This window comes from Pseudomonas sp. F9001 (assembly GCF_013385435.1).
GTDB lineage: Bacteria > Pseudomonadota > Gammaproteobacteria > Pseudomonadales > Pseudomonadaceae > Aquipseudomonas.
Genome location: NZ_JACAPX010000038.1, coordinates 1 through 17,579, shown reverse-complemented (window position 1 = coordinate 17,579; position 17,579 = coordinate 1). Strand labels below are relative to the sequence as shown.

The 17,579-nt window shown below is 61.6% G+C and carries 15 protein-coding genes; 8 read left to right on the top strand and 7 right to left on the bottom strand.

The annotated features are described in order from the left end of the window. Positions 1–11 precede the first annotated feature (11 nt). Complete coding sequence (locus HX818_RS27595) at positions 12–1,160, top strand: aldose epimerase family protein (protein ID WP_102369085.1); 1,149 nt, start codon at positions 12–14, stop codon at positions 1,158–1,160. Between the two features lie 154 nt (positions 1,161–1,314). On the opposite strand, the gene HX818_RS27590 is transcribed toward HX818_RS27595, so the two are convergent. The 5 genes from HX818_RS27590 to HX818_RS27570 are packed head-to-tail and all read right to left on the bottom strand — an operon-like array spanning position 1,315 to position 7,211. Further along, positions 1,315–2,319, bottom strand: coding sequence for a substrate-binding domain-containing protein (locus tag HX818_RS27590; RefSeq protein ID WP_003217769.1), 1,005 nt, complete (start codon positions 2,317–2,319; stop codon positions 1,315–1,317). A 48-nt stretch (positions 2,320–2,367) separates the two neighbouring features. Then, positions 2,368–3,243 (bottom strand): SMP-30/gluconolactonase/LRE family protein, encoded by an 876-nt coding sequence (locus HX818_RS27585; protein WP_177021087.1) that lies wholly within the window; start codon positions 3,241–3,243, stop codon positions 2,368–2,370. 39 nt (positions 3,244–3,282) lie between these two features. Next, positions 3,283–4,863, bottom strand: a complete 1,581-nt coding sequence (locus HX818_RS27580; RefSeq protein WP_177021086.1) for an aldehyde dehydrogenase (NADP(+)) — start codon at positions 4,861–4,863, stop codon at positions 3,283–3,285. An 11-nt stretch (positions 4,864–4,874) separates the two neighbouring features. Continuing rightward, positions 4,875–5,867, bottom strand: a complete 993-nt coding sequence (araD1, locus tag HX818_RS27575) for an AraD1 family protein (RefSeq protein ID WP_134326635.1) — start codon at positions 5,865–5,867, stop codon at positions 4,875–4,877. Positions 5,868–5,888: 21 nt separating this feature from the next. Next, complete coding sequence (locus HX818_RS27570; RefSeq protein ID WP_087693837.1) at positions 5,889–7,211, bottom strand: MFS transporter; 1,323 nt, start codon at positions 7,209–7,211, stop codon at positions 5,889–5,891. 192 nt (positions 7,212–7,403) lie between these two features. Here HX818_RS27570 and HX818_RS27565 point away from each other — a divergent pair, with 192 nt between their 5' ends. Genes HX818_RS27565 through HX818_RS27555 form a run of 3 tightly spaced genes read left to right on the top strand, consistent with a single transcriptional unit; the run spans position 7,404 to position 10,859 of the window. Beyond that, on the top strand, positions 7,404–9,140 hold the full coding sequence (locus HX818_RS27565) for an IlvD/Edd family dehydratase (protein WP_008433338.1): 1,737 nt from the start codon (positions 7,404–7,406) through the stop codon (positions 9,138–9,140). 56 nt (positions 9,141–9,196) lie between these two features. Further along, positions 9,197–9,919 carry a FadR/GntR family transcriptional regulator gene (locus HX818_RS27560; protein WP_177021085.1) on the top strand — a complete coding sequence of 241 codons (723 nt, stop codon included), beginning with the start codon at positions 9,197–9,199 and terminating at the stop codon, positions 9,917–9,919. Between the two features lie 34 nt (positions 9,920–9,953). After that, positions 9,954–10,859 carry a LysR family transcriptional regulator gene (locus tag HX818_RS27555; RefSeq protein ID WP_177021084.1) on the top strand — a complete coding sequence of 302 codons (906 nt, stop codon included), beginning with the start codon at positions 9,954–9,956 and terminating at the stop codon, positions 10,857–10,859. Here HX818_RS27555 and HX818_RS27550 read toward each other — a convergent pair. After that, positions 10,852–11,793, bottom strand: coding sequence for a cupin (locus HX818_RS27550; RefSeq protein WP_008433330.1), 942 nt, complete (start codon positions 11,791–11,793; stop codon positions 10,852–10,854). The two genes, HX818_RS27555 and HX818_RS27550, sit on opposite strands and share 8 nt — an antisense overlap. Before the next feature lie 543 nt (positions 11,794–12,336). Here HX818_RS27550 and HX818_RS27545 point away from each other — a divergent pair. Further along, the gene (locus HX818_RS27545) at positions 12,337–12,717 is read left to right on the top strand and encodes a RidA family protein (protein ID WP_003217799.1); all 381 of its coding nucleotides are present in this window, start codon (positions 12,337–12,339) and stop codon (positions 12,715–12,717) included. A 238-nt stretch (positions 12,718–12,955) separates the two neighbouring features. Further along, positions 12,956–14,944 (top strand): U32 family peptidase, encoded by a 1,989-nt coding sequence (locus tag HX818_RS27540; RefSeq protein WP_177021083.1) that lies wholly within the window; start codon positions 12,956–12,958, stop codon positions 14,942–14,944. Positions 14,945–14,963: 19 nt separating this feature from the next. On the opposite strand, the gene HX818_RS27535 is transcribed toward HX818_RS27540, so the two are convergent. Beyond that, positions 14,964–15,863: a DMT family transporter gene (locus tag HX818_RS27535; protein ID WP_177021082.1), complete on the bottom strand. Its 900-nt coding sequence runs from the start codon at positions 15,861–15,863 to the stop codon at positions 14,964–14,966. Between the two features lie 130 nt (positions 15,864–15,993). Here HX818_RS27535 and HX818_RS27530 point away from each other — a divergent pair, with 130 nt between their 5' ends. Beyond that, positions 15,994–16,437, top strand: coding sequence for an Lrp/AsnC family transcriptional regulator (locus tag HX818_RS27530; RefSeq protein WP_003217805.1), 444 nt, complete (start codon positions 15,994–15,996; stop codon positions 16,435–16,437). Positions 16,438–16,533: 96 nt separating this feature from the next. Continuing rightward, positions 16,534–17,415 (top strand): NmrA family NAD(P)-binding protein, encoded by an 882-nt coding sequence (locus HX818_RS27525; RefSeq protein ID WP_177021081.1) that lies wholly within the window; start codon positions 16,534–16,536, stop codon positions 17,413–17,415. Positions 17,416–17,579 lie beyond the last annotated feature (164 nt).

Below are 17,579 nucleotides of genomic sequence, written 5' to 3'. Positions count from 1 at the left end.
GTAGCTCAGTCATGCGGCAATCCCGATTCCTGCTTACCGGCCTTGGCCTCTCCCTGGCGGTGGCCAGCCTGGGCGCTCAGGCGGCTGGCTTGTCCAGCGAACACAAACCCTTCGGCAAAACCAATGACGGCACCGCCGTCGAGCAGTATGTGTTGCGTAACAGCCATGGCGTACAAGCCACGGTCATCACCTATGGCGCGGTCTTGCAGTCGCTGAAAGTACCCGACAAACACGGCCAGTTCGCCGACGTGGTGCTGGGCTTCGATGACGTCCAGGGCTACCAGGCCGGTACTGCGTTCTTCGGCGCGACCATCGGCCGTTTTGGCAACCGCCTGGACAAGGGCAGCTTTGAACTGGACGGCAAACGCTATCAAGTGCCCCTCAACGACGGGCCGAACTCGCTGCACGGCGGCCCGCAAGGTTTCGACAAGCATGTGTGGAAAGCCCAGCCGGTCAAGCAGGACGATTCGGTGGGCGTGACCCTGAGCTACCTGTCAAAGGACGGCGAGATGGGTTTCCCCGGCAACCTGAAAGTCGATGTCACCTATAGCCTCAACGACAAGAACGAACTGCACATCGACTACAAGGCCACCACCGACAAACCCACGGTGCTCAACCTCACCAACCACAGTTACTTCAACCTCGCCGGCGCAGGCAGCGGTGATGTGCTCAAGCAGGTCGCCACCCTGCATGCCAGCCATTACACCCCGGTCAACAGCACCCTGATTCCCACCGGCGAACTGGCCCCGGTCGCCGGTACGCCGATGGACTTTCTCAAGCCCACTGCCATCGGCCAGCACATCAAGGACGATCATCCCCAGCTGAAATTCGCCGAACCTAAACAAGGTGGCTTTGACTTCAACTGGGTGCTGGATGCCAAGGGTGATATCGGCAAACTGGCCGCCGACGTTCGTGACCCGCAGTCCGGTCGCCGCTTGCAGCTGTATACCAGCGAGCCTGGCGTGCAGTTCTATACCGGCAACTTCCTCGACGGGACGATCAAGGGCAAGGGTGGCAAGCCTTACGCCCACTGGAGTGCGTTCACCCTGGAAACCCAGCATTTTCCCGACGGCCCCAACCAGCCGAGCTTCCCCTCTACCCGTCTCGATCCTGGCCAGACCTACACGCAGAATACCGTGCTGAAATTCTCTGCTGACTAAACCTGTGGGAGCTGTCGAGCTTTGGCGAGGCTGCGATGACGTCGGCACTATCAATATCCAAGGTGCCTGACCCACCGCTATCGCAGCCTCGCCAAAGCTCGACAGCTCTCACAGTACCGGCGTTAGCAGGGCTGCCGGGAAACGTCAGCGGCCATCAGTTCCACAAACCGATCTTTTCCAGCTCCTGTTTGAAGTTCTCGCGGGTGATCAGCGTCACCTCATCCATGGCCGTGTACTTCGGCGGCTCCTTACCCGTAGTGACCCACTCGAACATCATGCTCGCGGTGTTGTAGCCCTCGATGTGCGGGCTGGGCAGCATCGAGCCGAAGAAGCCGCTGTTGGCTTTCTTCAATTCGCCAATGGCATCGGTGCCGTTGATGCCGATGCCGATGACATTCGCCGCCGCAAACCCGGCGCTTTCGGTGGCGCGCACGCCGCCAAGCACGGTGTTGTCATTCATGCCGCCGATGATCAGGTTTTTCGCGCCGCCGGGCAGCTTGACCAGCGCCGAGTTGGTGGCGTCCATGCTGCCGGGGACGTCGAGGGTCTTGAGGGCTGCGTACAGGATGTGATCATCTGGAATGCCCGCGGCCTTCAGGGATTTGACCGAGCCATCAGTGCGCTTTTTGCCGGTATCGAGTTCGTTGTAGGTGTTGATCACCGCATAGGTGTCCTTCCAGTCCCAGCCACGTTTTTTCGCTTCAGTGGCCATGGCACTGCCCTGCTTCTCGCCCACTTCAAACGCGGCCATGCCCAGGTAAGGCACGTCTTCCATGAAGTTGCCCTTGGCGTCCACAAAACGGTCATCCACGGCGATCACTTTCAAGCCGTTGGCTTTGGCCTTGGCCATGATCGCCGGGCCGAGGGACACGTCCGGCGGGCAAATCACAAAACCCTTGGCACCGTTGGCCGCCAGGCTGTCGATGGCCGAGAGGGTTTTCTCGCCGTCGGGCACGGCGATCTTGATCACCTCGAAGCCCTTGTCCTTGCCGGCCTTTTCGGCGAAGGCCCATTCGGTCTGGAACCAGGGCTCTTCCGCCTGCTTGACCAGAAAGCCGATCTTCACCGGCTCGGCCGCCAGCAACAGGCTGCTCAGGCCGACGGCGGACACCGCCACAGCGGCGCAGCACAGGGAACGGATACCACGACGACGATTCATAGGGTGACTCCTTGTTGTTGTTTTTGAGTGCGTTAAACAGCCTGTTGGTTATCCTGCAAAGCGGTGGCAGGTTTTCCCCGGCACATCGACCTCAATGGCCAGCACCGCACCGTCCAGCGGGTGATCCAGCGGGCTGGCGGCACTGGTGATGTACAAGGTCTTGAGGTCGGGGCCTGCGAACACGCAACTGGTGGGACGGCTGACCGGCAATTCGATGACCCGGTCAACTTCACCGTCCGGCGTCAGCCGCAGCAGGCAGCTGCCGTCCCAGCGGGCGTTCCAGATATAGCCTTCGGCGTCCATGGCCGAGCCGTCCGGGCCACCCCGGGAGTGAGGCCCGAACCAGACTTGCGCGGGTGCGAGCTGGCCCTGTTCATTAATCGGATATTGATAGAGCGTGCCGTCCAGGCTGTCGCCGAAATGCACGTGGGTGGCGGCGTCGTTCCACAGCAAGGTGTTGGGAATCCCCAGGCCTTGCAGCAACGGCGTGACCTGCCCGTCGGTATCGACCCGGAACAGGCCGCCGGAACGTCGCAGCACCGGCAAGTCTTCACCGTGCTCGCCGATGTTGTTCTGCATGGTGCCCAGCCACAGCCGGCCCTGGGCATCGCAGCGGGCTTCGTTGGCACGGTTGCCCGGTTGCGGATCGGCGACGCAGAGCAAGGTCAGGCGCGGATCGCTTGGCGCCGAATCGAGGTCGAGGCGATACACGCCGCTGCTCAGGGTCACCAGTGCATCGCCGCTGGCGCACGGGATAAACGCCGAGACCGGCTCAGGCAATTGCCAGGTGTGCAATTGCCCGCCCTGCAGGCGCAAGGCCTGCTGGCCGATGATGTCCACCCAATACAAGGCCTGGCCCGGTACATCCCAGAACGGCCCTTCGCCCAGCCGAGCCCGGTGCGGTGTGACTGCGGTCCACGACATGAAACCTCCTGCTTTCTTGTTGTTTTCAGGTGGTACCGGTTACAGCGCGTCGCGCGACGGCTGCCCATCTACCAGACGCTGAATGCGCAACGGGTTGGCATTCTTCAGCGCGTCGGGGAGCAGGCTATCAGGGTAATTCTGAAAGCACACAGGTCGCAGGAAACGCTCGATCGCCAGGGTACCCACGGAAGTGCCACGGGCATCCGAAGTCGCCGGATACGGCCCGCCGTGGACCATCGCGTCACACACCTCGACGCCCGTGGGGTAGCCGTTGAGCAGGATGCGGCCAACCTTTTGCTCCAGCAGCGGCGTCAACTCGCCGAACTGGGTGAAATCCGCCGGCTCGCCGATGATCGTCGCGGTCAATTGGCCGTGCAGGCCGTGCAACGCCGCAGCGAGTTGGGCCTGGTCGGCGACTTCCACGAACACCGTGGTGGGGCCGAACACTTCCTCCTGCAGCACTTCATCGCCGTTGATCAGCAGGCTGGCGTGCGCTTTGAACAGCTGTGGCTGCGCCTGATTGCCGGTTTGCGTCTGGCCCGCCAGGTGCTCGATGTGAGGATGGGCCAGCAGCGTGTGCAGGCCTTTGCCGTAGCTGTTCAAGGTGCCGGCATTGAGCATGGTTTGCGCGGGCTGGCCGCCGATCAGTTGGGCGACCTGTTGGGTGAAGCCTGTGAACGCTGGCGAGGCAATCCCGATCACCAGGCCCGGGTTCGTGCAGAACTGGCCGCACCCCTGCACCACCGAGGCGACCAGGTCGCGGGCGATGGTATCTGCCCGGGTTTGCAGGGCCTGGGGCAAGACGATCACCGGGTTGATGCTGGACATCTCGGCGAACACCGGGATCGGTTGCGGGCGTGCCGCCGCCATATCGCACAACGCCCGGCCGCCCTTGAGCGAGCCGGTAAACCCCACGGCCTGGATCGCCGGGTGCTTGACCAGCGCTTCCCCCACACCGCCGCCGAAGATCATGTTGAACACGCCACCGGGCATACCTGTGCGCTCGGCCGCCCGCATGATCGCATCGGCGACCCGCTCGGCGGTGGCCATGTGGCCGCTGTGGGCCTTGAACACCACCGGGCAACCGGCCGCCAGCGCGGCGGCGGTGTCGCCACCGGCAGTGGAAAAGGCCAGGGGGAAATTGCTCGCCCCAAACACCGCGACCGGCCCCAGGCCGATGCGGTATTGGCGCAGATCCGGGCGCGGCAAGGGCTGACGATCCGGCAGCGCCTGGTCGATCCGCGCGCCGTAGAAATCACCGCGCCGCAGTACCTTGGCGAACAACCGCATCTGGCCGCTGGTACGACCGCGCTCACCCTGGATACGCCCGGCGGGCAACGCCGTTTCGCGGCAGACCAGGGCGACAAAGTCATCGCCCAGGGCGTCCAGTTCATCGGCTATCGCCTCCAGGAACGACGCACGATGCTGCGCGCTCAGGCTGCGATAGGCCGGGTAAGCCTGAGCGGCGGCGTTCGCCGCGGCGTCGACCTCCTGCGCGGTGGCCTGGTAGAAATCAAAGGGCAATGCCTCGCCACTGGTGGCGTCGATGCTCTGCAGGGTGATGCTGCCGGCAGCGCTGCGCTGGCCGCCGATGTAGTTATGGCCACAAATCCGGGTCATGCCTGTCTCCTTCAAAGGGTGCCTATGCCGCCAGGTGCCACGCCGCTGTTGGCCACGGCAATGCCGTTGATCAATGGCGCGCCGAATTCGGCCTGGCTGATTTCGAACACATCGCCTGGCTGGGTACGAATGCCGTCGGCAAACGACAAGGTGGCGGTGCCGAAGAAATGGATATGCACGTCACCTGGGCGCAGGAACTGGGTGTATTTGAAATGGTGGTATTCAAGGTTTTCGAGGCTGTGGCACATGTTGGCTTCGCCACTGAGGAATTCGTGCTGCCACAACACCTCGCCATTGCGCACGATACGGCTGGTGCCCGCCAGGTGCCGGGGCAGTTCACCCAGGCGCAACTCGGGACCGTAGCTGCAACTGCGCAGCTTGGAGTGGGCCAGGTACAGGTAATTCTTGCGCTCCATCACGTGGTCGGAAAACTCGTTGCCCACCGCGTAGCCCAGGCGATACGGCTTGCCGTCGTGACCAATCACATACAGCCCGGCGATTTCCGGCTCTTCGCCGGCGTCTTCGGCAAACGCTGGCCACGGGAATGGCTGGCCCGGACGCACCACGATGCTGCCGTCGCCCTTGTAGAACCATTCCGGCTGCACACCGGCCTGGCCAGCAGCCGGTTTGCCGCCCTCCACGCCCCATTTGAAGATGCGCATGCTGTCGGTCATCGCGCTTTCGTCACTGGCGTTCTGGTGCATCTTGTCCCGCGCCGACGCACTGCCCAGGTGGGTCAGGCCGGTACCGCTGACCAGCGTGTGGGCAGGGTCCGGGTGATCCAGCGGTGGCAAGATCTTCTGCGCGGCCAGCAGTCTGGCGTAGTCGTGGCTCTCGGCCAGGCCGAGGTGGTCTATGTGCTGTTGCAAGGTGACGCCAGCCTCGATGGCGGCGAGTGCCAGGTCGCGTACCGTGCGGGCGGCCCGCACCTCGCGTACCTGATCGCCGTCGACCACGCCCACTCGGCGTTCGCCGTTGTTCAATTCAAACTGCACTAACCCCATGAGTGTTCTCCTGATTGCCAATTAAGTACGCGTGGCGCCACGGGCGCTGGCGGCGAACTGGTCGGGCGGCAGCACGTGCCTGCGCTCCAGCAACCGATAGACCACCCCGGTCAACACCACCCCGAACAGCATCACGCACGCCAGGAAGTACAAGCCCGACGCAAGGTTGCCGGTGTACTCCTTGAGGGCGCCGATCACGAACGGCCCGATGTAGCCGCCGAGGTTGCCCACCGAGTTGATCAAGGCGATGCCCGCCGCTGCACTCGCGCCGGCAAAGAAACGTCCCGGCAAGGTCCAGAACACCGCCGTGCAAGAGAACAGCGCAAACGCCACCAGGCACAGCGCTGCCAGTTGCCACAGCGGCACTGTCAGCCAGGCGCTGAGGAACAGGCCGATGGCGCCCAACACGTAGAGCACGGCAAGATGACCGTAGCGATCATTCAGGCGATCGGAACTGCGCGGGACGATCAGCAAACCGATGATCCCGAAGATGTAGGGCACTGCCGACACAAACCCGGTGGTCAGGTCGCTGCCGCCAAACTGCTTGATCAAGGTCGGCAGCCAGAGGCCCAGCCCATAAATGCTCAAGGTCACCGGCAAGTAGAACAGCGCCAGCAGCAGCACGCGTTTGTCCTTCAGCGCATGCAGCGGGTTGCCGTGCCGGGTCTGGCCGTAGGCTTGCAGGTCTTTGGCCAGCTCGCCGGTGAGCCAGGCCTTCTCCGCCTGGTCCATCCATTTCACCTGTTGCGGCCCATCCGGCAGGTAGCGCAGCACCGGCCAGGTCAGCAGGATCGCCGGGGTGCCGATGACGATGAACAACCACTGCCAGCCGTGCAGGCCGAGTATCCCGTCCATGCCGAGCAAGCCGCCCGCCACGGGGCCGGTGATCATCATGGCGATGGGTTGGGACAGGATGAACAGCCCGAGGATCTTGCCGCGGTGCCTCACCGGGAACCATTGGGTGATGTAGTAGAGGACACCCGGGAAGAACCCGGCTTCGGCGGCGCCCAGCAGAAAGCGCATCACATAGAAACTGTGGGGGCCCTGGACGAATGCCATGCCGATGGTAATCGCGCCCCAGGTCACCATGATTCGTGCGAACCAGCGCCGCGCGCCGAAACGGTCGAGCATCAGGTTGCTGGGGATTTCCAGCAGGAAGTAGCCAATAAAGAACAGCCCTGCTCCCAGTCCATACGCCGCATCGCCGATGCCGACATCCGCGCCCATGTGCAATTTGGCGAAGCCCACGGCCGAGCGATCCACGTAGGCAATCAGGTACAGCAAGATCAGGAAGGGAATCAGTTTCAGCGTGATGCGACGTATCAGCCGCTGTTCCTGGCTCATGTGAGCGGTCTCCGATTGTTATTTTTATAGAGCGTTTCGGGTCGCCTCTCGCGGAAAACCGCCAGGGCCAGGCCTCGTTGAATCGGACTATATAGTAATACTATTTAATCAACAACACTTCCAAACACCCGAATTTACGCCTATGTTAAGCCGAGAATGGATCAATATAGTCTTACAATAAGAGAGTCAGCCATGTCCGAGAAAAAGCCCGTCCTGCGCTCCGCCAGCTGGTTTGGTACCGCCGATAAAAACGGCTTCATGTACCGCAGCTGGATGAAAAATCAGGGGATTGCCGATCATCAGTTCCACGGCAAACCGATCATCGGGATCTGCAATACCTGGTCGGAGCTGACGCCCTGCAACGCGCACTTCCGCCAGATTGCCGAGCATGTGAAACGCGGCGTGATCGAAGCCGGTGGCTTTCCAGTGGAATTTCCGGTGTTCTCCAACGGCGAATCGAACCTGCGCCCCACCGCGATGCTCACCCGTAACCTGGCCAGCATGGACGTGGAGGAAGCCATTCGCGGCAATCCCATCGACGGCGTGGTGCTGCTGACCGGCTGTGACAAGACCACTCCGGCGCTGCTGATGGGCGCCGCCAGTTGCGACGTGCCGGCGATCGTCGTCACCGGCGGGCCGATGCTCAACGGCAAGCACAAGGGCCAGGACATCGGCTCGGGCACCGTGGTGTGGCAGCTCAGCGAACAGGTCAAGGCGGGCACCATTACCCTCGACGATTTCCTCGCGGCCGAAGGTGGCATGTCCCGCTCGGCGGGCACCTGCAACACCATGGGCACCGCCTCGACCATGGCCTGCATGGCCGAAGCACTCGGCACGTCCCTGCCCCACAACGCGGCGATTCCCGCGGTGGATGCACGGCGTTATGTACTGGCGCACATGTCCGGCATGCGTGCGGTGGAAATGGTGCGTGAAGACCTGAAGCTGTCGAAGATCCTGACCAAGGAGGCTTTCGAAAACGCGATTCGCGTCAACGCAGCCATCGGCGGCTCGACCAACGCGGTGATTCACCTGAAAGCCATCGCCGGACGCATCGGCGTCGAGCTCGACCTGGACGACTGGACCCGCATGGGCCGTGGCATGCCGACCATCGTCGACCTGCAGCCGTCCGGGCGCTTCCTGATGGAGGAGTTCTACTACGCTGGCGGCCTGCCGGCGGTGCTGCGCCGCCTCGGTGAGGCCAACCTGATCCCGCACCCGAATGCCTTGACCGTCAACGGCAAGTCCCTCGGCGAAAACACCCGCGAAGCACCGATCTACGGCCAGGACGAAGTGATCCGCACCCTCGACAACCCGATCCGCGCCGACGGCGGCATTTGTGTGCTGCGGGGCAACCTCGCACCACTGGGTGCAGTCCTCAAGCCCTCGGCTGCCAGTGCCGAACTGATGCAGCATCGCGGGCGTGCCGTGGTGTTCGAGAACTTCGACATGTACAAGGCACGGATCAACGACCCGGAACTGGACGTGGATGCCAACTCGATCCTGGTGATGAAAAACTGCGGGCCCAAGGGTTATCCGGGCATGGCGGAAGTCGGCAACATGGGCTTGCCGGCCAAACTGCTGGCCCAGGGCGTGACCGACATGGTGCGGATTTCCGATGCGCGCATGAGCGGCACGGCCTACGGCACCGTGGTGTTGCACGTGGCACCGGAAGCGGCGGCCGGCGGTCCATTGGCGACGGTCAAGGAAGGCGACTGGATCGAACTCGATTGCGCCAATGGCCGCCTGCACCTGGACATCCCGGACGCCGAACTGGCGGCCCGCATGGCCGACCTTGCGCCGCCCGAGCAGCTGATTGTCGGGGGCTACCGGCAGCTGTACATCGACCACGTATTACAGGCAGACCAGGGCTGCGACTTCGACTTCCTGGTGGGCTGCCGTGGCGCCGAAGTGCCGCGTCATTCCCACTAATTGGGACGGGAGCAATGCTATGATGCCGCGTATTTCGCCAGAGTAGCCTCCCTGTTATGGATCAGCAGCCGACCAAGCCGCGCAAGAGCATGCACGCCCAAATCGTTCAGGACTTGGGCATGCACATCGTTTCCGGGCGCTTCAAGCCGGAAGAACGGTTGCCCATGGAGGCCACCTTGTGCGAGGAGTACAAGGTCAGCCGCTCGGTATTGCGTGAGGCGACCCGGGTGCTCAGCGCCAAGGGCCTGGTGATTTCCAAGCCCAAGGTTGGCGCCGTGGTGCGCCCACGGGTGCAGTGGCACTTGCTGGACCCGGACGTGCTGACCTGGCTGATGCAGTCGACACCCCACAGCGAGTTTTTCAACACCCTGGCCGGTGTACGTCGGATCCTCGAGCCGGAAATCGCCGCCATGGCTGCGACCACCGCGACCGACGACGACATTGCTACCATCGAAAAAGCCTACCTCGGCATGGAAACCGCCAATACCCACGAAACGTTGCTGCAGGCAGACCTGGACTTCCACCGGGCGATTGCCGATGCGACCCGCAACGACTTGCTGGCCTACATGTGCAACATGCTGTCGCTGCCACTTCGCGAGTCCATCAACATCACCAACCGTCGTCCCGACATCCAGGGCCTCAGCCTGCCCCGGCACAAGGCGATCCTCACGGCGATCAAGAACCGTGACGCCCTCGGCGCGCGGCATGCCTCCCTGGTGCAACTGGACGATACCCGGGTGGCGCTGGACACCGTGATGAACGTGCTGACGCCGCTGTAGCGCCAGGCAACCCACCGTCAAGTCGAGGCCGCCCTTGGATTACTTCGCTGCGTTAACCGCCTTTGTCGAAGCCGCCGAGGGCAATAACTTCTCCCGTGCCGCCGACCGGCTTGGCATCAAGGCTTCCACGGTTTCACGCTACGTGAAGGACCTTGAACAGGACCTCGGCATCGCCTTGTTCAACCGCTCTACCCGTACGCTGCACCTGACCGAGGGTGGCCAGACATTCCTGACGCACGCACGCCGGGTACTGGATGAACTCGAACAAGCCAAGGCCGCCACCTCCGCACTGAACGAACAACCACGGGGCGTGCTCAAGCTCAACCTGCCGCCCGCCTTTGCCCGCCACCATATCCTTCCCACCTTGAATGCCTTCCTGGCCCGCTACCCGCAGATCAAGCTGGAACTGGTGCTGGACGACAGCCACGTCAACCTGATTCATGCCGGCGCGGACCTGGCGATCCGCATTGGCACCCTGGCGGATTCCACGTTGAAGGCACGCAAGATCTGCGATGAGCGCTACCGGCTGGTGGCCAGCCCGGCGTTTTGCCGGGAGTATCCGGCGCCGGTCAACCCTGCCGACCTGGCTGCCATGCCGGCGATCCTGGGGGCGGCTGACAGTGCATTTGCCAACGGGCGTGAGGTGTCACCGCTGGTGCATAAAGACAGCATCCGGATCAACGACCTGGACGCACAATTGATCGCCGCACAACAGGGCCTGGGATTTGCCTTGCTGCCCGACTGGCTGGTAGCCAAACCCATTGAAACCGGCGAGTTGCTGGTGTGGTTGCCTGAGTGGGATATCCGCATCGCAGGCCGTGAATCGGCGGTTTGGTTCGTTTATCCACCCAAGCGGATCGTGTCTTCCAAAGTGCGGTGCTTCATCGACTTTATCGTCGAGCAGCTGGGCGAAACACCGCACTGGAAACGTCTCAACTGAAGCGGATATCCAGCGACCGCAGATAGGTTTGCAGCCCGGCGTCCTGGATCGGAATCAGGAAGGCTTCCGTGTCGGACTCATTGAAGTGGGCATGCCAGTAACCTGGCGGCGTCACGAACGCCAGGCCCGGCGACCAGTCGACCCGCACCGGGTTGCGGATCTGCCCGTCGGCGTCCAGTTCGGTGCCCACCAGCGAATAGCAGCCCTTGGGGCAATCAATGATGAAATCCAGCGCAATCGACTGGTGTCGGTGGGGCTTCTGAATCGACCCCGGCGGCAGGATGCCGTACATCGCCCACAGCACATGGGTCACGGTACGGGTCTGCGGGAAGTTGCGATTGCCCAGCAGGATGCTGATACGGCTACGGTCCTGGGCGCGGGGATCATCGGCCGCTTCCCGCAGTTTTGCGTTGGCCAGCTCCGCGGGATACAGCGTCGGCACGAAGCGATCGGCACTGCGGATCACGCCCAGGTAACGCAACAGCGGCTCATCGTGGACGTAATACAGGCGCGCATCCTCTGATGCGCTGAACCGCGCTTGCTGCAGACCTGGCAGCGCAATGAAGCAGCCTTTGGTCCAGTCGATGCGGTGCGCGCCCTGAACCACACTGCCCTGCCCGGCGATGACATAAAACACCTGTGAAGTGGCGTTTGGGTGCAGTTCCAGCGTATCGCCGGCGTTCAGGCGAATGAAGTTCGCACACAGCCCCGGACCGGTGGCCGGACCTTCGCAACCCAAGGCATCGCTGAGGTCCAGCGGCACTACCCGAGAGGGCCCACTGTCGTACAGCGAGGCCGGGAAGCTGTGATAGGGAATGCGCGTGATCAGGTTGGCGCTGATGGGATTGGCGGCCTTGCTGTATTCAAAGTATTCGGCATCGAGCAGGTGCTGCGGTTGGGTATCGGCCACGTCAGGCTTGAATTCGCTATTCATTATGATCACCTCAATCTACGACTGGATTTCGCATGCCCCGTGGGGCGCTGCGGCGGTGAAAGAACTATAGGCATTCAGCGGCGGTGGATTAATCCCTCATCTTGCATAGCAGTTGTGCGAAATGGGGCAGGCACAAGCCTCTCTTGGTGTACTGATAGTTTGATTCAACCAACTATCAAAGTGCCACTTTATAAATAAGTTAAATATATATACATCAGCGCCCATAAAAAATCCGCCGCAGAGACTGCGGCGGCAAACCAAAGGATGTTGTCGAAGCAGAGCGGCTAAGACAGGGTTAAAACTACAGCAGCGTGCGCATATGCACAGTGAATTTTAATTAATCGAGTTTAATCGGCAGTGCACCTGCGCACGCAACTATTGGTAATTAAACTATCCACGAAACAACAGGCTAGTTAAACAAACACGGTTGATCGTGGACTTCCGTTTTACCTTGCTGCTTCGCCGAAAAGGCCCGGGTTTGCCCCGGGCCTTTTTTTCGGGGACCATATCGGCCTTCTTTCTGATGTCACCCAAGGGAATCCCATGGCCAACCACGACCTCGCCTTCACCCCCGATCTCGACCCGGACTCCATCTCTTCCGACGTTATCGGCTTCAACGGCATTCTTGTCTCCACGCAAATCCCTACCCGCGCCGACGGCAGCCTGGAGCTTGGCGACATCACCCTGCAAAGCGAATGCACCCTGCAAGCCCTCAAGGTGGCCCTGGAACGTGCCGGCAGTTCGATTGACCGGGTCATGCACCTGACCATCTACCTGACCGACATGGCCGACCGCGCCGCGTTCAACGAAGTCTACAAGCGCTACTTCGCCAAGCCCTGGCCTGTGCGTGCGGCGGTTGGTGTTGCCGCCCTGGCCGTCGAAGGCATGCGGGTAGAAGTCACGGCGATGGCCGCCAAGGGCTAAGCCAAACGCTCTATATCAACCAACGATGATCAAATGTGGGAGCTGTCGAGCCCCAGCGAGGCTGCGATGGGATCGCCTCGGTGTCACTGATACACCGCGGTGTCTGCATCGCGGGCAAGCCCGGCTCCCACCGTTGAGTGCATTCCAATTTGGGAGCACACCTGGGGCTTGATAGATGTCGATAGCGCATTTCGCAGCTACAATGCCCGCCTCCGTGACAAGCCTGACTAAAAAAACTATGTCCTTGCCCAAGCATCACCTGGAATTGCTCAGCCCTGCGCGCGATGTTGCCATCGCCCGCGAGGCCATCTTGCATGGCGCCGACGCCGTGTACATCGGCGGCCCGAGTTTCGGCGCGCGCCATAACGCCTGCAACGACGTGAGCGATATCGCGCAGTTGGTGGAGTTCGCTCGGCGCTACCATGCGCGGGTGTTCACCACCATCAACACGATCCTGCACGACAACGAGCTTGAGCCGGCGCGCAAGCTGATCCACGAGCTTTACGATGCCGGCGTCGACGCGCTGATCGTCCAGGACCTGGGGGTGATGGAGCTGGATATCCCGCCCATCGAACTGCATGCCAGCACCCAGACCGACATCCGCACCCTGGGCCGGGCCAAGTTCCTCGACCAGGCCGGGTTCTCGCAACTGGTGTTGGCCCGTGAGCTGAACCTGCAGGAAATCCGTGCGATTGCCGATGAAACCGATGCCGCCATCGAGTTCTTCATCCACGGTGCCTTGTGCGTGGCCTTCTCCGGCCAGTGCAACATCTCCCACGCCCAGAATGGCCGCAGCGCCAACCGCGGCGATTGCTCCCAGGCCTGCCGCCTGCCCTACACCTTGAAAGATGACCAGGGCCGTGTGGTTGCCTTTGAAAAGCACCTGTTGTCGATGAAAGACAACAACCAGAGCGCCAACCTGCGCGCCCTGGTGGATGCCGGCGTGCGTTCGTTCAAGATCGAAGGCCGCTACAAGGACATGGGTTATGTGAAGAACATCACCGCCTATTACCGTCAGCGCCTCGACGAGATCCTCGAAGACCGTCCGGACCTGGCTCGCGCTTCCAGCGGCCGCACCGCGCATTTCTTCCTGCCGGACCCGGAAAAGACCTTCCACCGTGGCAGCACCGACTACTTCGTCACCGACCGCAAGGTCGACATTGGCGCCTTCGACACCCCAACCTTTACCGGCCTGCCGGTGGGGGTGGTGGAAAAAGCCGGCAAGCGTGACTTGCAAGTGGTCACCCATGAGCCGCTGTCCAACGGCGACGGCCTCAATGTGCTGATCAAGCGTGAAGTGGTAGGTTTCCGCGCGAACATCGCCGAGCCAAAAGGTGAGTTCGAAGAAGACGGCGAGAAGCGCTATCGCTACCGCGTCGAACCCAATGAAATGCCGGCAGGCTTGCACCAACTGCGCCCGAACCATCCGTTGAACCGCAACCTGGACCATAACTGGCAGCAGGCTTTGCTGAAGACTTCCGCCGAACGCCGGATCGGCGTGTCATGGGCGGCTCGCCTGCAGGAAGATCACCTGGAACTGACCGTCACCAGCGAAGAAGGCATCAGCGCCAGCGTTGCCCTGCCCGGCCCGTTTGGCGTGGCCAACAAGCCGGAACAGGCCCTGGAAACCCTGCGCGACCTGCTGGGCCAACTGGGCACCACGCAGTACCACGCCACTGCGATCGAGCTGGATGCGCCGCAGGCGTTCTTCATCCCGAATTCGCAGCTCAAGGCCCTGCGCCGTGAAGTGATCGAGGCGCTGACCGAGGCGCGTATCCAGGCTCATCCACGGGGCGGCCGCAAGGCGGAAACCACGCCGCCGCCGGTGTATCCGGAATCGCACCTGTCGTTCCTGGCCAACGTCTACAACCAGAAGGCTCGCGACTTCTATCACCGCCATGGTGTGCAACTGATCGACGCGGCGTACGAAGCCCACGAAGAAACCGGCGAAGTGCCGGTGATGATCACCAAGCACTGCCTGCGGTTCTCGTTCAACCTCTGCCCCAAACAGGCCAAGGGTGTGACGGGGGTGAAGACCAAGGTTGCGCCGATGCAGTTGATCCACGGCGACGAAGTACTGACGCTGAAGTTCGACTGCAAGCCTTGCGAGATGCACGTGATCGGCAAGATCAAGGGCCACATCCTCGGCCTGCCGCAACCGGGCAGCGTGGTGGGTTATATCAGCCCGGATGACCTGCTCAAGACCATCCCGCGCGGCGCACATTGAGTCGCCGGTGAGCGTCATGCTACGGCGTGACGCTCATCACTGTTTTCGAACGCCACCACCAACCCCGCTGCAATCCCGCCGCCGCCAGCAGAATGGCCGCCACGCCCAGCCATTGCATCCAGCCCAGCCGATGCCCAAAGGCAATCCAGTCGACAAAGATTGCCGCAATCGGGTAGACAAATGACAGCGCCCCGGTAATTGCCGTCGGCAACTTCTGGATCGCGCCATACAGCAACACGTACATCAAGCCGGTATGCACAACGCCCAGGGTCAGCAATGCCGCCCAGGCATCCATCGATGCAGACAGGCTGTGCCACTGCATCAGCGGTGCCAGCAGCAAGGCGCCCGTGGTCACCTGGATCAACGCCATCAAATGCGGCGGCACCTCCTTCAAGCGCTTGATGATCAGGGCGGCAATCGCGTACAAAAGCGCCGCGCCCATCGCCAATGCCACGCCCACCAGATAGTCGTCCCCGGTATTTGACTGATCGCCATGGGCAGTGACAATCGCCAGCATTCCCACGAACGCCACGCTCAGCCAGGCGAGCTTCTGCACGGTGATTTTCTCGCCCAGGAACACTGCCGCCAGCAACACCAGCATGAACGGCTGCACGTTATACACCGCTGTACTGATGGAAATGGATGCCCTGGCGTAGGACTCGAACAGCAGCAACCAATTCCCCACGATCGCCACGCCGCTGAGCATCGCCAGCCCGAGTTTGGTGTAGTCCAGCAAGTCCAGGCGCAGATAGCCGAGCAGCCAGCACACCACCAGCAACGTCAGCGCGCCGATCACGCAGCGCCAGAACACCACTTCGACCACTGGCACTCCCGACACCAGCACGAACCAGCCGATGGTGCCGGATATGAGCATGGCGGCGACCATTTCCCATGAACCGCGACGTATGGATTTGTCCATGATTGAGCTCCTCAAGTGAGGCTCAATTATGGCAATCTGGCCTGTAGCGACTCCATATTCTAAATAAGGCGAACCTTTCATTTCGCCTATTCTTATTAGGCAAACCTGAGCAATCGCTTTCGGAGCGACCATGATTGACAGCATTGACCAGCAACTGATCGCCGCGCTGATGGACGATTCGCGCCTGTCCCTCAAGGCCTTGGCGGGTATCACCGGCCTGTCCTCCCCCAGCGTCGGCGAGCGGCTGCGACGGCTGGAAGAGCGTGGCGTGTTGAAGAACTACACCGTGGACATTGACCCCAAGCATTTTGGCTATCTGCTGCAAGCCATCGTGCGCATCCGCCCACTGCCCGGGAAACTGCAGGAGGTGGAGCGCCAGATCCAGGCGATCCCCGAGTTCACCGAATGCGACAAAGTGACCGGCGATGACTGCTTCATCGCACGCCTGCATGTGCGCACCATGGACCAACTCGACACACTGCTGGATAAGCTCAACGCTTACGCCGAAACCAACACCGCCATCGTCAAGAAAACCCCGGTAAAACGCCGATTGCCACCACTGAGTGATTCATGATTCTGAGTCACTGATGCAGTGACGGGATCGCTATTCTGTCAATCCAGGGCGGTGTTTATGCTTGATCCACACATTGGAACAACAGGCGTAAACACCATGTATGTCATCACCGGAATCACAGGCAAAGTCGGCGGCGCCCTCGCGCGCTTTCTCCTCAACGATCGTCAACCCGTGCGCGCAATCATTCGCGATGCCAGCAAAGGCGCCGTATGGGCCGCCCTTGGTTGCGAGGTCGCCATCGCCAATATGGACGACGCCGCTACGCTTACCGACGCGTTCAAGGGAGCCACCGGCGTGTTCATCCTGCCGCCTTCGGATTTCGACCCGGAGCCGGGTTTTCCCGAGGCGCGCAAGGTGATTGCCGCCGTCGCTCAGGCCATTGAAGCTGCGGCCCCGCAGAAAGTTGTTTGCCTGTCGACCATTGGCGCCCAGGCCGAACACCTGAACCTGCTGACCCAACGCACCTTGATGGAACAGGCGCTGAGCGCGTTGAACGTGCCGGTGACCTTTTTGCGCCCGGGCTGGTTTATGGAGAACTCGGCCTATGACGTGCTGGCCGCCCGCGAGCACGGGGTGATCAACAGCTTCCTGCAACCGCTGGATAAAGCCGTGCCGATGATCGCTACTGCCGACGTCGGCCGCCTTGCCGCGCAATTGTTACAGCAGCACTGGAGTGGGCGTCGGGTAGTTGAGCTGGAAGGCCAATGGGTCAGCCCGAACGACATCGCTCGTACGTTGACCGAAGTGCTTGGTCGTGGTGTGACAGCACAGGTGGTGCCTCGCGATGCGTGGGAGCCGATGTTTCGTGAGCAAGGCGCGCAGAATCCAATGCCGCGCATGCGCATGATTGATGGGTTTAACGAAGGTTGGATCTGCTTTGAGCAGGCGGACGTGGTCAAGGGTGAGACCACATTGCTCAAGGTGCTGCGGGAGTTGGCTGCAAAACCTGATGCCATGGCCTGCAAGCCAGCTCAGTGATTGGGTACATATCCGTTATTTGGGTAACGGCGGCGTATGGTTTCGCTCTTACAGCGAGTCACTTTGCAAAAGCGGCAAAGTCCACCAAACGGCATTGCTCCGCGGGCCGCCGCTCCGCAATACCTGCGTTCGGCCTCGGGCTTATTGGGGCAGTCAGATCAAAA

Coding starts and splice junctions, on each gene's coding strand:
- HX818_RS27590 (WP_003217769.1), bottom strand. CDS start 2,319: ATGAATCGTCGTCGTGGTATCCGTTCCCTGTGCTGCGCCGCTGTGGCG.
- araD1 (WP_134326635.1), bottom strand. CDS start 5,867: ATGGGGTTAGTGCAGTTTGAATTGAACAACGGCGAACGCCGAGTGGGC.
- HX818_RS27565 (WP_008433338.1), top strand. CDS start 7,404: ATGTCCGAGAAAAAGCCCGTCCTGCGCTCCGCCAGCTGGTTTGGTACC.
- HX818_RS27595 (WP_102369085.1), top strand. CDS start 12: ATGCGGCAATCCCGATTCCTGCTTACCGGCCTTGGCCTCTCCCTGGCG.
- HX818_RS27560 (WP_177021085.1), top strand. CDS start 9,197: ATGGATCAGCAGCCGACCAAGCCGCGCAAGAGCATGCACGCCCAAATC.
- HX818_RS27585 (WP_177021087.1), bottom strand. CDS start 3,243: ATGTCGTGGACCGCAGTCACACCGCACCGGGCTCGGCTGGGCGAAGGG.
- HX818_RS27580 (WP_177021086.1), bottom strand. CDS start 4,863: ATGACCCGGATTTGTGGCCATAACTACATCGGCGGCCAGCGCAGCGCT.
- HX818_RS27545 (WP_003217799.1), top strand. CDS start 12,337: ATGGCCAACCACGACCTCGCCTTCACCCCCGATCTCGACCCGGACTCC.
- HX818_RS27530 (WP_003217805.1), top strand. CDS start 15,994: ATGATTGACAGCATTGACCAGCAACTGATCGCCGCGCTGATGGACGAT.
- HX818_RS27570 (WP_087693837.1), bottom strand. CDS start 7,211: ATGAGCCAGGAACAGCGGCTGATACGTCGCATCACGCTGAAACTGATT.
- HX818_RS27525 (WP_177021081.1), top strand. CDS start 16,534: ATGTATGTCATCACCGGAATCACAGGCAAAGTCGGCGGCGCCCTCGCG.
- HX818_RS27550 (WP_008433330.1), bottom strand. CDS start 11,793: ATGAATAGCGAATTCAAGCCTGACGTGGCCGATACCCAACCGCAGCAC.
- HX818_RS27540 (WP_177021083.1), top strand. CDS start 12,956: ATGTCCTTGCCCAAGCATCACCTGGAATTGCTCAGCCCTGCGCGCGAT.
- HX818_RS27535 (WP_177021082.1), bottom strand. CDS start 15,863: ATGGACAAATCCATACGTCGCGGTTCATGGGAAATGGTCGCCGCCATG.